This is a genomic window from Nocardioides sp. CPCC 205120 (genome assembly GCF_048654585.1).
In the GTDB taxonomy this organism is placed as follows: domain Bacteria; phylum Actinomycetota; class Actinomycetes; order Propionibacteriales; family Nocardioidaceae; genus Nocardioides.
The window spans coordinates 85,539-99,596 of sequence record NZ_JBMCYY010000003.1; the positions used below are offsets into that span (position 1 = coordinate 85,539).

At 75.3% G+C, this 14,058-nt stretch carries 15 protein-coding genes; 14 read left to right on the forward strand and 1 reads right to left on the reverse strand.

Annotation, left to right across the window (positions count from 1 at the left end; all coding sequences use genetic code 11):
* The first annotated feature begins 3 nt into the window (after positions 1–3).
* From ACOACO_RS16205 to ACOACO_RS16240, 8 genes are all read left to right on the forward strand, one after another.
* Positions 4–867, forward strand: a complete 864-nt coding sequence (locus ACOACO_RS16205) for a siderophore-interacting protein (RefSeq protein ID WP_420297327.1) — start codon at positions 4–6, stop codon at positions 865–867.
* Between the two features lie 112 nt (positions 868–979).
* A complete protein-coding gene (gene dapE / locus ACOACO_RS16210; RefSeq protein WP_420297328.1) occupies positions 980–2,077 on the forward strand; it encodes a succinyl-diaminopimelate desuccinylase in 1,098 nt (365 codons plus the stop codon).
* A gap of 194 nt (positions 2,078–2,271) precedes the next feature.
* On the forward strand, positions 2,272–3,006 hold the full coding sequence (locus ACOACO_RS16215; protein WP_420297776.1) for a TIGR00730 family Rossman fold protein: 735 nt from the start codon (positions 2,272–2,274) through the stop codon (positions 3,004–3,006).
* Between the two features lie 75 nt (positions 3,007–3,081).
* The gene (locus ACOACO_RS16220; RefSeq protein ID WP_420297777.1) at positions 3,082–3,378 is read left to right on the forward strand and encodes a DivIVA domain-containing protein; all 297 of its coding nucleotides are present in this window, start codon (positions 3,082–3,084) and stop codon (positions 3,376–3,378) included.
* Between the two features lie 6 nt (positions 3,379–3,384).
* The gene (locus tag ACOACO_RS16225) at positions 3,385–3,831 is read left to right on the forward strand and encodes a hypothetical protein (RefSeq protein ID WP_420297329.1); all 447 of its coding nucleotides are present in this window, start codon (positions 3,385–3,387) and stop codon (positions 3,829–3,831) included.
* A gap of 86 nt (positions 3,832–3,917) precedes the next feature.
* The gene (locus ACOACO_RS16230) at positions 3,918–4,736 is read left to right on the forward strand and encodes a M14 family zinc carboxypeptidase (RefSeq protein ID WP_420297330.1); all 819 of its coding nucleotides are present in this window, start codon (positions 3,918–3,920) and stop codon (positions 4,734–4,736) included.
* 160 nt (positions 4,737–4,896) lie between these two features.
* Positions 4,897–5,064, forward strand: a complete 168-nt coding sequence (locus ACOACO_RS16235) for a DUF3117 domain-containing protein (protein ID WP_277499770.1) — start codon at positions 4,897–4,899, stop codon at positions 5,062–5,064.
* Between the two features lie 15 nt (positions 5,065–5,079).
* Positions 5,080–6,786: a leucyl aminopeptidase family protein gene (locus ACOACO_RS16240; RefSeq protein ID WP_420297331.1), complete on the forward strand. Its 1,707-nt coding sequence runs from the start codon at positions 5,080–5,082 to the stop codon at positions 6,784–6,786.
* A gap of 43 nt (positions 6,787–6,829) precedes the next feature.
* Here ACOACO_RS16240 and ACOACO_RS16245 read toward each other — a convergent pair whose 3' ends face one another.
* Complete coding sequence (locus ACOACO_RS16245; protein ID WP_420297778.1) at positions 6,830–7,468, reverse strand: O-methyltransferase; 639 nt, start codon at positions 7,466–7,468, stop codon at positions 6,830–6,832.
* Positions 7,469–7,668: 200 nt separating this feature from the next.
* Between ACOACO_RS16245 and sigE the strand changes: the two genes are divergently transcribed.
* The 6 genes from sigE to ACOACO_RS16275 all read left to right on the forward strand — a co-directional run bounded on the left by sigE (position 7,669) and on the right by ACOACO_RS16275 (position 14,055).
* Positions 7,669–8,388, forward strand: a complete 720-nt coding sequence (gene sigE, locus ACOACO_RS16250; protein ID WP_420297332.1) for an RNA polymerase sigma factor SigE — start codon at positions 7,669–7,671, stop codon at positions 8,386–8,388.
* Between the two features lie 4 nt (positions 8,389–8,392).
* Positions 8,393–8,929 carry a hypothetical protein gene (locus ACOACO_RS16255; protein ID WP_420297333.1) on the forward strand — a complete coding sequence of 179 codons (537 nt, stop codon included), beginning with the start codon at positions 8,393–8,395 and terminating at the stop codon, positions 8,927–8,929.
* Positions 8,926–10,371: a S1C family serine protease gene (locus ACOACO_RS16260; protein WP_420297334.1), complete on the forward strand. Its 1,446-nt coding sequence runs from the start codon at positions 8,926–8,928 to the stop codon at positions 10,369–10,371. Before ACOACO_RS16255 ends, ACOACO_RS16260 begins: the two co-directional genes overlap by 4 nt.
* 67 nt (positions 10,372–10,438) lie before the next feature.
* On the forward strand, positions 10,439–10,687 hold the full coding sequence (locus ACOACO_RS16265) for a helix-turn-helix domain-containing protein (RefSeq protein ID WP_420297335.1): 249 nt from the start codon (positions 10,439–10,441) through the stop codon (positions 10,685–10,687).
* A gap of 131 nt (positions 10,688–10,818) precedes the next feature.
* The gene (locus tag ACOACO_RS16270; RefSeq protein WP_420297336.1) at positions 10,819–12,207 is read left to right on the forward strand and encodes a glycoside hydrolase family 30 protein; all 1,389 of its coding nucleotides are present in this window, start codon (positions 10,819–10,821) and stop codon (positions 12,205–12,207) included.
* A gap of 288 nt (positions 12,208–12,495) precedes the next feature.
* A complete protein-coding gene (locus tag ACOACO_RS16275) occupies positions 12,496–14,055 on the forward strand; it encodes a Re/Si-specific NAD(P)(+) transhydrogenase subunit alpha (RefSeq protein ID WP_420297337.1) in 1,560 nt (519 codons plus the stop codon).
* The last annotated feature ends 3 nt before the right edge of the window (positions 14,056–14,058 follow it).

Here is a 14,058-nt window from a genome sequence, read left to right on the forward strand (position 1 = left end):
TGCGTGCCGCCGTACCCCACCCGAGGAGTCGTCCTGCCCAGCGCCACCCGCCTCACCGTCACCGGCTCGGCCCCGCTGACCGAGCACCTCGTCCGCGTCCGCTTCTCCGGGGACCTGGCGGCGTTCGCCGACAGCACCGCCACCGACCGCTACGTGAAGCTGGTCTTCGGGAAGCCGGGCGTGGTCTACCCCGAGCCGTTCGACCTGCGGGAGGTGCGGGCGACCTTCGCGGCCGGGGACCTGCCGGTGGTGCGGACCTACACGGTGCGCGAGCTCGACGTCGCCGCCGGCACGCTGGCGATCGACTTCGTGGTGCACGGCGACGAGGGCGTCGCGGGCCCGTGGGCGGCGAGCGTCGCGCCCGGCACGCAGCTGTGGGTCAACGGCCCGGGCGGGGCGTACGCGCCGGACCCGACCGCCGACTTCCACCTCCTCGTCGCCGACGAGTCCGCGCTGCCGGCGCTGGCCGCCGCGGTCGAGGCGCTGCCCGCCGACGCACGCGGCCTCGCGCTCGTCGAGGTCGCCGGCCCCGGCGACGAGCTGCCGCTGCCCGTGCCCGCGGGCGTGGAGCTGCGCTGGCTGCACCGGGGTACGACGGCCCACGAGGCCCCCGCGCACCTCACCGGCGCCGGGTCCCCGCTCGCCGTGGCGGTCGCCGAGCTCGACGCGGGCGCCTGGCCCGCGGGGCGCGTGCAGGCGTTCGTGCACGGCGAGGCCGAGGCGGTCATGCACCACGTCCGCCCGGTGCTGCGTCGCCGCGGCGTCGAGAAGCGCGACCTGTCCGTCTCGGGCTACTGGCGCCGCGGTCGCACCGAGGAGGGCTTCCGCACCTGGAAGGCCGAGCTGGCGCGCGCCGAGGGCGCCTGAGGCGAAGGTTGTCCATGCAACCCGCCACTTCCGGTGTGAAGCTTCGCGCGACAAGTGGCGGGTTCCCCGGTGCACCGGGGAACCCGCCACCCCGCCTGGTTGGATGAACCCCATGCCCACAGCACCCCGCCTCGACCTGGGCGCCGACGTGGTCACGTTGACGGCGCAGCTGGTCGACATCGAGTCCGTCAGCCGCGACGAGGGCGCCATCGCCGACGCGGTCGAGCAGGCCCTGTCGGGGCTCCCGCACCTCACGCTCACCCGCCGCGGCCACACCGTGGTCGCGCGCACCGACCTCGGGCGCGCCGAGCGGGTGGTGATCGCGGGCCACCTCGACACGGTGCCGGTCAACGACAACCTGCCGCACCGTCGCGAGCAGACTCCCGACGGCGAGCTGCTCCACGGGCTCGGCACGTGCGACATGAAGGGCGGCGACGCCGTCATCCTCAAGCTCGCCGCCGAGCTGGCCGAGCCGAACCGCGACGTCACCTACATCCTCTACGAGGCCGAGGAGATCGAGGCCGAGCACAACGGGCTGCGCAAGCTGGCCGCGTCCGACCCCGACCTGCTCGAGGCCGACTTCGCGATCCTCATGGAGCCCTCGAACGCCGCCGTCGAGGCCGGCTGCCAGGGCACGCTGCGCGTCGAGGTGCGCACCCGCGGCGAGCGCGCCCACTCGGCCCGCTCGTGGCGCGGGGTCAACGCCATCCACGCGGCCGGCGAGGTGCTGGCCCGGCTCGCGGCGTACGAGCCGCGGCGCCCCGTCATCGACGGGCTGGAGTACCACGAGGGCCTCAACGCCGTCTTCGTCTCCGGCGGCGTCGCCGGCAACGTGGTGCCCGACGAGTGCGTCGTCACCGTCAACCACCGCTTCGCGCCCGACCGCAGCGAGGCCGAGGCGCTGGCGCACGTCGAGGAGGTCTTCTCCGGGTACGACGTGACGCTCACCGACTCCGCCCCCGGCGCGCTCCCGGGGCTCGGGGTGCCGGCGGCCGCCGCGTTCGTCGAGGCGGTGGGCGGCCGCGTCGCCCCCAAGTTCGGCTGGACCGACGTCGCACGCTTCAGTGCGCTCGGCATCCCGGCGGTCAACTTCGGCCCGGGCGACCCGATGTTCGCCCACAAGCAGGACGAGTTCGTGCCGGCCGCCGACGTCGTGCACTGCGAGCAGGCCCTGCGCACGTGGCTGGGCGAGGACGGGGGAGCGGCGTGAACGAGCACGACCACGAGCACGACCACGAGCACGAGCGGGCGGACGCGGCCACCGGGCTGAGCGCGTCCAGCGACCCGGCGGAGCCCGGTGCGCACGGTGCGCCCGGCGACCACCGCGAGCCGATGCCGACCGGCCCGGACCGGGTGTCGACGGCGGCCGTCCCGCTGCGCGAGCGGATCAAGCGCCGGGGCCCGATGCTGCTGCGCCGCGGCCAGGTCGACCTGACGACGACCGACCAGCGCCTCCTCGACTCCACGGGCGAGGCCGACTGGGTGCACACCGACCCCTGGCGCGTCATGCGGATCCAGGCCGAGTTCGTCGAGGGCTTCGGTGCGCTCGCGGAGCTCGGGCCGGCGATCGGCGTCTTCGGCTCGGCGCGCACCCCGACCGACCACCCGCACTACGCGCAGGGCGAGGAGGTCGGGCGCCTGCTGGTCGAGGCCGGCTTCGCCGTGATCACCGGCGGGGGCCCCGGCGCGATGGAGGCCGCGAACAAGGGCGCGTCCGAGGCGGGCGGCGTCAGCGTGGGCCTCGGCATCGAGCTGCCCTTCGAGACCGGGCTCAACGCGTGGGTCGACAAGGGCATCAACTTCCGCTACTTCTTCGCCCGCAAGACGATGTTCGTGAAGTACTCCAGCGGCTTCGTCGTGCTCCCCGGCGGCGTCGGCACGCTCGACGAGCTCTTCGAGGCGCTCACCCTCCTCCAGACCCAGAAGGTGACGGAGTTCCCCGTGGTGCTGCTGGGCACGGCGTACTGGCAGGGGCTCCTCGACTGGATGCGCGACGTGGTGCTCGCCGACGGCAAGATCCGCGCGAGCGACCTCGACCAGCTGCACCTGACCGACGACCCGGAGGAGGCGGTGCGGATCGTGGTCGACCGCATCGACGGCGGTTCCCCGTCCCGCCCGGCCGGCTCCTACCCTGAGTGAGCCGAGCGAGCCGGACGAGCTGACGGAGCCGGTTGCAGCCGGATCCGAGTCGAGACCAGGAGGTGGGCCCCGGTGATGTGGGTCTTCGCGGTGCTCGCGGTCGCCGCCATGGCGGGCGTGGCCGCGGTCGCGGCGGGCCACGGGGCCCCGCTCGCGCCGGAGCACGGTGACCGCCCCGACACCGGCCTGCCCGCGCAGGGGCCGCTGACGGCGGACGACCTGCGGCGGGTGCGGTTCCCCGTCGTCGTGCGCGGCTACCGGCCGGCCGACGTGGACGCGCTGCTCGCCCGCCTGGCCGCCGAGCGCGACGCCCACGACCTCTACCGCCCGGCCCCGGCGGATGGCGACGACCCGCCGCGTGCGGCAAACTGACCCGCCGTGCCCGTTCCCGATCCCCTGGTGGTCCACCTGCTCACGGCGTTCGCCGTCGTGGTGGTGCTGCTGACCCGTCGTGCCCTGGGACGCCGGTCCCGGCGGGGATCCCGGTCCGCGCCGCGGCATGGCCACGGTGTCTCCCCGTGGCTGCTCGACGTGCACACGGGGGCGGGCCTCGCCGGCGGGCTGCTGTGGGTGGTGTTCCTCCTCGTGGACCAGGACGGCGCCACCTGGCACTCGCTCCTCGGCGTCGTGGGCCTGGGCCTGTGGTGGATCACCGCCTGGGCCGGGCTCCTGCTGCTCGGGCGCTGGTTGCCCAGCCGGGGCCGCCACTCCGACGTCCGCGACCGCGGCTGGTTCACCGGCCTCGGGCTGGCGCTGCTGGGCCACCTCGGCGTCGCCGCGGCGGCCGTCGTCTTCACGCTGGGCTATCTCTTCGGATCGGTCTGACCCGCTGCCCGCGCGGGAGCGCGACCGACGACGGGGGACGGCCGGATCCTCCCCCGGGGGCGCGTGAGCTGTGACACGATGCGGCGGTGACGTCGTCGCCGCGCAGCACACGGTCCCCCTTCCTCCTCGCCGCGCTCGTGGCCGCGCTGTGCGCGGTCCTGCTCGCCGGTACGCCGGCCACCCAGGCGGCGCCGCGCGCCACGGCCGTGCCCGCCGCCGTGGCCCCCCAGGCGGCTGCCGCGCCGCAGTTCGCGTCGTGGACCTACGGGACCTCCGTGGAGGGCCGGCCGCTGGTGGCCTACCGGATGGGCAACTGGGACGCCGAGTTCACCGCCGTGGTCGTCATCGGGATGCACGGCAACGAGCGCGCTGTCGGCCCCATCTACCCGGGCCTGCGCGACCTCGCGGCGGCCGGTCGCTTCAGCGCCGTGAACCTGTGGGTCGTCCCGTCGTACAACCCCGACGGGCTGCTCCGCCGGGACCGCCAGAACGCCCGCGGCGTCGACCTCAACCGCAACTTCGACAACGACTGGCGCCGCCTGACGGGCAACTACTACTCCGGCACCCGCCCCGTCTCCGAGCCGGAGACGGCCGGGGCCGTGCGGATGCTGAGCCGCATCCAGCCCGACGTCATCCTCAGCTTCCACCAGCCGCTCAACGGCGTGGACCTCGACACGAAGTTCCCGAGCTTCGCCCGCGCCACGGCCCAGACGCTGGACCTGCCCGGCAAGCGGTTCACCTGCGGCGGGGTCTGCCACGGCACGATGACGGGTTGGTACAACAACAACTACCCGGGCGTCGCGCTCACCGTCGAGTACGGCACGAACCCGGACGCGACGTACATGCGGACCCACGCCTCGCGCCGCATCGCCGCCCTGCTGCAGCGCTCCGCCGGCTCCGCCTGAGGCCCCGGCCCGGTCCGCCGACCCGTCCGACCCGGGACGACCTGTGAGGTCTTCCGAGGATTCCCGTGCGGATGGGGGATAATGGTCGACGGCCCACCCACCGGCCGCTCCGTCGCCGACGCGCCGACGGTTCGATCCACCAAGAGAAAGAGGTGCACGGATGGCGGCGATGAAGCCGCGGACCGGTGACGGTCCGCTCGAGGTCACCAAGGAAGGTCGCGGCATCGTCATGCGCGTCCCCCTCGAAGGAGGTGGCCGGCTCGTCGTCGAGCTCAACGCCGTCGAGGCGGGCGAGCTCGGTGACGCCCTCAAGGCCGTCGTCGCCTGACACGTGCCTCCCGCCGTGCCCTCACCCCTGACCGGGCTCCCGCTCGACGGCCTGCCGTCCCAGCCGGAGCCGCCCGCCGTCCTCGTGACGGCGGCGCTGGCCGACGCCTGGGACGACGCGCCCGGCGACCGGTCGACCGAGCACGACGCCCCGCGGACCGGCACGACGATCGTCGTGCCGGTCCTGCGCGGCGAGCCGGGGGAGGGCACGGCCCCGGACGACGCGGCCCCCGCTGATCAGCCCGCTGACCAGCCCGGCGGCGAGCCCGCCGACCAGACCGACGACGCCACGGACGGTCCGGTCGTCGGCCCCGGCGGCCCCGAGGTCGCCGACCGCTGGTCGCTGGACCTGATCGCCCTGCTCGACGCCCACGGCGCCACCGGTGCCGCCGGCGAGATCACCCGGGTGCCGCTGCTCGACCCGGCCGACGAGGACGCCGCCCCCCGCCTGCTCCTGCTCGCGGGCATCGGGTCCGGGTCGCCCGCCGACCTGCGCCGCGCCGGCGCCGCGGTCGCCCGTGCCAGCCGTGGACGCGACCGGGTCGTCTCGACCGTCGCGGCCGCGACCGACGACGACGCCGCGGTCGCCGCGCACGTCGCGGGCCTGACGCTCGGCTCCTTCTCCTTCACCTGGGGCGAGTCCGCCCCCTCGGCCGCTCCCGTCGGCACCGTCGTGCTCGCGGGGCTGCCCGACCAGCTCGTCCCCGTCGTCGACCGGGCGGCGGCCGTGGCCCGGGCCGCGTGGCTCGCGCGCCTGCTCGCCACCGTGCCCTCCAACGTGAAGTCCCCGGCCTGGCTCGCGGATCAGGCGCGCGGCGTCGCGCAGGCGCAGGGCCTCGAGGTCGAGGTCGTCGAGGGCGAGGAGCTGTCGCGCCGCGGGTTCGGCGGCATCGCCGCCGTCGGGCGCGCCTCGGCCACCCCGCCGTGCCTGGTGCGGCTCGACTACGTGCCGGCCGGCACGTCGAAGGCCGCCGCCCGCCGCCTGCCCCGCGTCGTGCTGGTCGGCAAGGGCATCACCTTCGACTCCGGCGGCCTGTCGCTCAAGCCGGCCGACGGCATGCGCACGATGAAGCGCGACATGACCGGCGGCGGCGTCGTCATCGCGACGATGGCCGCCCTCGCCGCGGTCGGCTGCCCCGTGCGCGTCACGGGTCTCGTGGCGGCGGCGGAGAACGCGGTCGGCGGCGACGCCCTGCGCCCCGGTGACGTGCTGCGCCACTACGGCGGGCGCACCACCGAGGTGACCAACACCGACGCGGAGGGCCGGCTCGTGCTGGCCGACGCGCTCGCCTACGCCGTGGACGAGCTGGACCCCGCGATCCTCGTCGACATCGCCACCCTCACCGGCGCCGGCAAGGTCGCGCTGGGCCTGCGCACGGGTGGGCTGTTCGCCACCTCCGACGAGCTCGCCGCGGGCCTGCTCGCCACGGGGCGCGCGGTCGGCGAGCCCCTCTGGCGCCTGCCGCTGGCCGACGTCTACGAGGAGAAGCTGGCCTCGACGGTCGCCGACGCCGACAACGCCCCGGGCGGCCCCGGCGCGATCACGGCGGCGCTGTTCCTGCGGCACTTCACGGGCGGCCTGCCGTGGGCCCACCTCGACATCGCGTCGGTGGGCGACGCCGCGGCCGACGCCCACGAGTGGACGGCCGGCCCCACCGGATTCGGTGCCCGGCTGCTGCTGGACTGGCTGGCGGGTCTCGACCCCACCGCCCTGCCCCGCTGAGGCCGGGCGGGTGCGCCGCGGTGCCCCCGTCGTACGGCGGGGGTCAGCCGATCTTCTTGGCGGCCAGCAGCCCGTCGCCCACGGGCAGCAGCACGGGCACGAGCTCCTCGGACGCGGCGATCTCCCGGCCCAGCTCGCGCACGGCGACGGTCGTCTCGTCCCGCTTGGCCGGGTCGGCGACGCGGTCGTGCCACAGGGCGTTGTCGAAGACCACCACGCCGCCGGGGCGCAGCAGCCGCAGCGCGGCCACCAGGTACGCCGAGTACTCCAGCTTGTCGCCGTCGCAGAGCACGAGGTCGTAGTGGCCGTCGGTCAGGCGCGGCAGCACGTCGAGCGCGGCGCCGGGGATGGCGCGGACCCGCTGGCTGGGGATGCCGGCCTCGGCGAACGTCTCGCGGGCCAGGCGCTGGTGCTCGGCCTCGACGTCGACGCTGGTGAGCACGCCGTCCGCCCGCATGCCGCGCAGCAGCCAGAGGCCGGAGACGCCGGTGCCCGTGCCGATCTCGACGACGGCGCGGGCGTCGAGCACGGCGGCCAGGAACCGCAGCGCGGCCCCCGCCCCGGGGGACACGGGCACGACGCCGACCTCCTCCGCCCGGGCGCGCGCAGCGGCGAGCACGTCGTCCTCGACGACGAACTCCTCCGAGTAGGTCCAGCTCGCAGCGGTGATCGGGGTGGTGATGACGGCCTCCTGGGTGCGTGTGGCGCCCCGAACTCTAGTGGGCGCGCGGCCCCGCGGGGCCCACGCCGTGCCGGGCGGCCCGATCGGGGTACCGGCGGGCCGGGAACGGGAGGGGCTCGTCCGGCGGCCGCGGCGGAACAGGTGGCACCCCTCACAGGTTCCTCTCAGTACGACCGCCTATTTTCGTCTTCCGTCGCCAGGTGCGGTCGGAACGGTCGGACAACCAGGAGGATGCCGTGAACGAGGTGGACCACGACGGTCCCGGACACCCCGGCGGGGCGCCCACGTGGGACGAGGTCGTCGACCGGCACTCCGACCGCGTCTTCCGGCTGGCGTACCGCCTGACGGGCAACCGTCACGACGCGGAGGACCTCACGCAGGAGGTGTTCGTGCGGGTGTTCCGCAGCATCGACTCCTTCACCGAGTCCGGCCCCGGCTCGTTCGAGGGCTGGCTGCACCGCATCACCACGAACCTCTTCCTCGACCAGGCCCGGCGCCGCCAGCGCCTGCGCTTCGACCAGCTCTCCTCCGAGCGCGCCGAGTCCCTCGCCTCGGCCGTCCCCGGGCCGGCCACCTCCGTCGGCGACCGCACCTTCGACGACGACGTCGAGCACGCGCTGGCCCAGCTCACGCCCGACTTCCGGGTCGCCGTCGTGCTGTGCGACATCGAGGGCATGTCGTACGACGAGATCGCCGACATCCTCGGCGTCAAGCTCGGCACGGTCCGCTCGCGCATCCACCGCGGTCGCGCGCAGCTGCGTGAGGCGCTGGCGCACCGCGCGCCGTCCGCCGGCCGCACCCGGTACGCCGGACCCCGCACCGGCCCGCTGCCGGTGGTCCGCGAGGCCGCGCGCCGGGTGACCGGAACCGCTGCGGAGGGTCTGGTCGCCCGCCGCGTCGCCCCGGCCGGACCGCGGTGAGGCCATGACCCTCCTCGGACACCTCGGCACCAAGGTCAGCGACCTCCTCGACGAGCGCCTCGACGAGCGCGCCAGCGCCAACGCCTGGGCGCACGTCGCCGAGTGCCCCTCCTGCCAGCAGCAGGTCGAGACGGAGGCGTGGGTCAAGCGCACCCTGTCGACGCTCGCCTCCACCGCCCCCGACTGCGCCGCCCCCGACTCCCTCAGGGGCCGCCTGAGCGCCGAGCGGCTGGTCGCGTCGTACGCGGCGGCCCCCGAGTGGGTGGACCCGCCCGCCGACGACGACCGGCGCCACCGCTGGACGGTGGCCGCCATCGGCGGCGGCGCCGTGGGCGCCGCCATGCTCGGGATCGTGGCGCTGGGCGCCTCCCCGCAGGCGCCCGCCGCGGACCGACGCCCGCCGACGGCCAGCCTCCTCGACATCACCGACACCCTGCGCGCCCGCACGGCCGGACCGGTGCAGGTCACCAGCACCGGGGTCCCCGCGGCGGACGAGAGGACGTCGTCGCCCCAGCCCGACGAGGACGGTGCCACCCCGTGAGCGACCCCTACGAGCCCTTCCGTGACGAGCCGCGCCGCGACGCCCCCCACGGCGCCGACACCGGCGTCGGCGACGACGTGGAGCACACCCGGCCGCTGGCCCACGGCGACGGCACGGGCGACGCCGCGGGCGGCGGCCAGCACGCCGCCCCGCAGCCGTCCGGGTGGGGCGACCAGCACGCCGGCTACCCCGCGCCGGGCCAGCAGGCCGGCGGCCTGCCCGCGCGCCCCGGCCCGCAGGACGGGTACGCCGCGTTCGGCGCCCCGGTGCCCGCGCCCGGCGAGGGCCGCCGCGATCGCAGGCGCGCCGAGCGCGACCGTCGCCGCGCGGACCGCGCCGGCCGCGGACGCGTCCCCGGGTGGGTGTGGCCCGCGGTGACGGCGCTCGCCCTCGTGGTGGGCCTGGGTGGCGGTGCGCTCGGCGCCGCGGCGTACGACGCGTGGCAGGACGACGACGCGCCCCGCGCCACGTCGTCCGGCCTGGGCATCGAGGGCGAGGGCGTCTCCACGGCCCCGCCGCTCGAGGCCGGCAACACCTCCGTGGCGGCCGTGGCGGCGGAGCTCCTGCCGAGCACGCTGCAGATCTTCTCCTCGGCCGACGGCGAGGACGCGACGGGCTCGGGCTTCGTGTTCGACGAGGCCGGCCACATCATCACGAACAACCACGTCGTCGCCGAGGCCGCCGAGGGCGGCACCGTCGAGGTGCTCACCGACGACGGCCAGCGGTTCGCGGTCGAGGTCGTCGGGCGCAGCGCCGTCTACGACATCGCCGTCCTGCAGGCCGACGAGGCGCAGGACCTGCAGGCCGTCTCGTTCGGGCCCGCGGCGGACCTCGTCGTCGGCGAGGGCGTGGTCGCCATCGGCTCGCCGCTCGGCCTGTCGGCGACCGTCACCCACGGCATCGTCAGCGCGAAGAACCGCCCGGTGACCACCGGGTCGAGCGACGACCAGTCCTACATCAACGCGGTGCAGACCGACGCGGCCATCAACCCGGGCAACTCGGGCGGGCCGCTCGTCGACCTCGAGGGCCGGGTCGTGGGCGTGAACTCCGCGATCGCCACCACCGGGGGCATGACGGGCTCGGGCGGCAGCATCGGCGTCGGCTTCGCCATCCCGTCCGAGCAGGTGCTGCGCACGGCCGAGCAGCTCATCCAGGACGGCGAGGCGAGCTACCCGGTCATCGGCGCGCAGGTGATGGTGGGCGGCGAGGACACGGGCCGGGGCGCCGTGGTCGACCAGATCAACGACGGCAGCCCCGCGCAGGAGGCCGGCCTCCAGGAGGGCGACGTCGTCACCGCGGTCAACGACCAGCCGGTGACCGGCGGCGCCGAGCTCATCGTGGCGATCCGCAGCTACGCCCCCGGCGAGACCATCACCCTCACGGTGCAGCGCGGCGAGGACATCAGCGAGGTCGACGTCACCCTCGACGCCCAGACGGGCTGAGCGGTTCTCCACAGCCGGGGCGCGGGGTGCGCGGCCCGGCCGGGACCGCAGTGGCAGAGTAGGCACCATGGCTGCCCGCTTCCTCACCCTGGCCGACGTGGCGGAGGTGCTCAACACCTCGAGCGCCCAGGTCTACGCGCTGGTGCGCCGCGGCGACCTGCCGGCCATCAAGATCGGCGGCCGCGGGCAGTGGCGCGTCGAGTCCGAGCAGCTGGAGGCCTACATCCAGCGGATGTACGCGGAGACCCGGCAGTTCGTCGACGCGCACCCGTACGTCGAGGAGTCGGCCGGCGCCGACGCCGACGCCCGTTCCTGACAGGTCGGCCAGCCCGGGCGTGACGTGCAGGCGCGGGACGAGCGGGTACCGGGTGGGTGGAACCTCTCACGTCGGTGGGCAACGGGCCGATGGGGAGGTTGCCCCGTCCCCTCCCACGGAGGTTCCTCCTCGTGCGTCTGCGCTCCACCCCCCTGGGTGCCGCCCTCCTGTCCTCTCTCCTGTCCGCCTCCGTCGTCGCGGCCACCGGCCCGTCCGACGCCGCCGCGCTCGTGTCGCCCCGGGCGGCCGCGGTGAGCGCCCCGACCACCTCGTTCGTCGTCACGTCCCCGACCGTGGCGAACCGCCGGCTCGCGCCGGTGGCGGCCACCACCCGCACGCCCACCGTCACGTTCACCGTGGACACGACCCGTCCGCAGCAGACGTGGTGGGGCACCGGTGCGGCGCTGACCGACGCGTCGGTGCAGCTGCTCGCCGAGGCCCCCGAGGCCGCCGGGCTGCTCTTCGACCCCCGTCGTGCGGACGGGGCGCGCCTCGACACGCTGCGGCTGCCGCTGACCGCGACCGACTTCTCCCCGACGCAGTGGGCGTGGGGCTGGGACGGCACGCGGGCCACGCCGCCGGCGGAGGCCCTCGCCGCGATCGACACCGTCACCTCCGACGTGCTGCCCCTGCGTCCCGACCTCCGCGTCGTCGCGACCCCGTGGTCGGCCCCGGCGAGCATGAAGACCAGCGGCACCCTGCGCGGGGGCGGGCTCGCCGACGCGGCAGTGCCGTCGTACGGCTCCCTGCTGCTCGCGCAGACCCGCGAGCTCGCCGCGCGCGGCGTGCCCGTGCGGGCGCTGACGCTCGGCAACGAGCCGGCGCACTCCTCGGACTACGCCTCCATGACGATGTCGGTGGCGCAGATGGCGGCGCTCGGCCGCCAGGTCGGTCCGGCCCTGCCGGCGGACGTCGCGCTGTGGGCCGGTGACCACAACTGGGAGCACCGCTGGGCCTACGACCAGGTCGTCGCGGCGGCGCCCGGGGCGTTCGACGGGTCGGCCTACCACTGCTACGGCGGCCAGCCCGGCCAGATGAACGGCCCCACGCCGTTCCGGATCATGACCGAGTGCACCGGCACGAACGACGGCTGGGCGAGCTCGTTCGCCTGGCAGATGGCCAACCTCGTGGCGGCGCCCGTCGCGAACGGCTCCTCGGGCCTCCTGATGTGGAACCTCGCGCTCGACGGCGCCGCCGGCCCGGTCGACGCCGGCTCGCGCTGGGGCTGCAAGACCTGCCGCGGCCTGCTGCAGGTCGACGGCACGAGCGTCACGGCCCAGCCGGAGTTCTACCTGCTCGCGCACCTCACCCGCGCCGCCCAGCCCGGCGCCCGGGTCCTGCCGGTGAGCTCGTCCGTGGCGGGCACGGCGGTCGCCGGCTTCCGCAACCCCGACGGCACCGTCGGTGTGGTCGGCGTCAACCACACGAGCACCTCGCAGGTCGTCGCTGTGAAGGTCGGCGCGACGACGAAGCGCTACATCGTCGGCGCGGGCGACCTGTTCACCTACACCTCCCGCTGAACCCCGGGCCCCGGGCCCACCCGCGACCGCCCCCGCGCGACCGTTCGTCGCGCGGGGGCGACCGCTCGTCGTACCGGGGGTGGCCGACGGACGCCCGGGAGTGATGTGTGTCTCACGTGACCCGGTCGGAACGTTCCAATCGCCCCGAATCCATGTTCATGATTCAAGATGGCGGGACGGCGGCCCGCTCCGGGGCCGGTCTGCCCCTAACCTGCACCGAGGTCGCGCGCCGCGCGTCCGGCGGGACGGTCGTCCGTCCCGCACGGGTTGACGAGGGACCGGTATCGGATGAGTCAGTCACAGCTCGGGATCGTCGCTGAGTCGACGCCCGGCGAGGCGAGGGTCGCGGGCACGCCGGCGACCGTGAAGCAGCTGGTGGGCCTGGGGTACGACGTCGTGGTCGAGGCGGGCGCCGGTGCGGCCGCCTCCTTCACCGACGAGGCGTACGCCGCGGCCGGCGCACGGGTGGTCGGGGCCGAGGAGGCCTGGCGCAGCGCGGTGGTGCTGAAGATCAACGCACCCACCGACGCCGAGATCGACCGCCTCGCCGAGGGCGCGACCCTGGTGAGCCTGCTGAGCCCCGCCCTGCGCCCCGAGCTGGTCGAGCGGCTGGCCTCGCGCCCCATCACCGCGCTAGCGATGGACGCGGTCCCGCGCATCTCGCGCGCCCAGTCGATGGACGTGCTGTCGTCGATGGCGAACATCGCGGGCTACCGCGCGGTGATCGAGGCGGCCCACGAGTTCGGCCGGTTCTTCACCGGCCAGGTGACGGCGGCCGGCAAGGTGCCGCCGGCCAAGGTGCTCGTCGCGGGCGCCGGCGTCGCGGGCCTCGCGGCCATCGGCGCCGCCTCCAGCCTCGGCGCCATCGTGCGCGCCACGGACCCGCGCCCCGAGGTGGCGGACCAGGTCAAGTCGATCGGCGGCGAGTACCTCGAGGTCGTCGTCGCCGAGGAGGCCAAGGAGGTCTCCTCCGACGGCTACGCGAAGGCGACCAGCGAGGCCTACGACGCGCGGGCCGCCGAGATCTACTCCGAGCAGGCGGCGGACGTCGACATCATCGTCACCACCGCGCTCATCCCCGGCCGTCCGGCCCCGCGGCTCATCACCGCGGCCGACGTCGCCGCGATGAAGCCCGGCAGCGTCGTCGTCGACATGGCGGCCGCCCAGGGCGGCAACGTGGAGGGCTCGGTCGCCGGCGAGAAGGTCGTCACCGCCAACGGCGTCACGATCCTCGGCTACACCGACCTGGCCGGGCGCCTGCCCACCCAGGCCTCGCAGCTGTTCGGCACCAACCTGGTGAACCTGCTCAAGCTCCTCACCCCCGAGAAGGACGGCACGCTCGTCCTCGACCTCGACGACGTGGTGCAGCGCGGCGTCACCGTGGTGCACGCGGGCGAGAAGAAGTGGCCGCCGCCCCCGGTCCAGGTCTCCGCCGCCCCGGCCGCCCCCGCGGCGCCGGCAGCGCCCGCCGTACCGGAGAAGGCCCCGGCCTCGCCCGCCACGCTGGCGCGGCGCCGGTACGCCGCCATCGCCGTCGGCGTGCTCGCCCTGTTCGGGGTCAACGCGACCGCGCCCGACCCCATCCCGCAGCACTTCACCGTGCTCGTGCTGTCGGTGGTGATCGGCTACTACGTCATCGGCAAGGTCGCGCACGCGCTGCACACGCCGCTCATGAGCGTCACCAACGCGATCAGCGGCATCATCGTCGTCGGCGCCATGCTGCAGCTGTCCTCCGACGACACCGCCGTGCGCGCGCTCGCGTTCGTCGCGGTGCTCCTGGCCAGCATCAACGTCTTCGGCGGCTTCGCCGTGACCCGACGCATGCTCAGCATGTTCTCGAAGGACTGATCG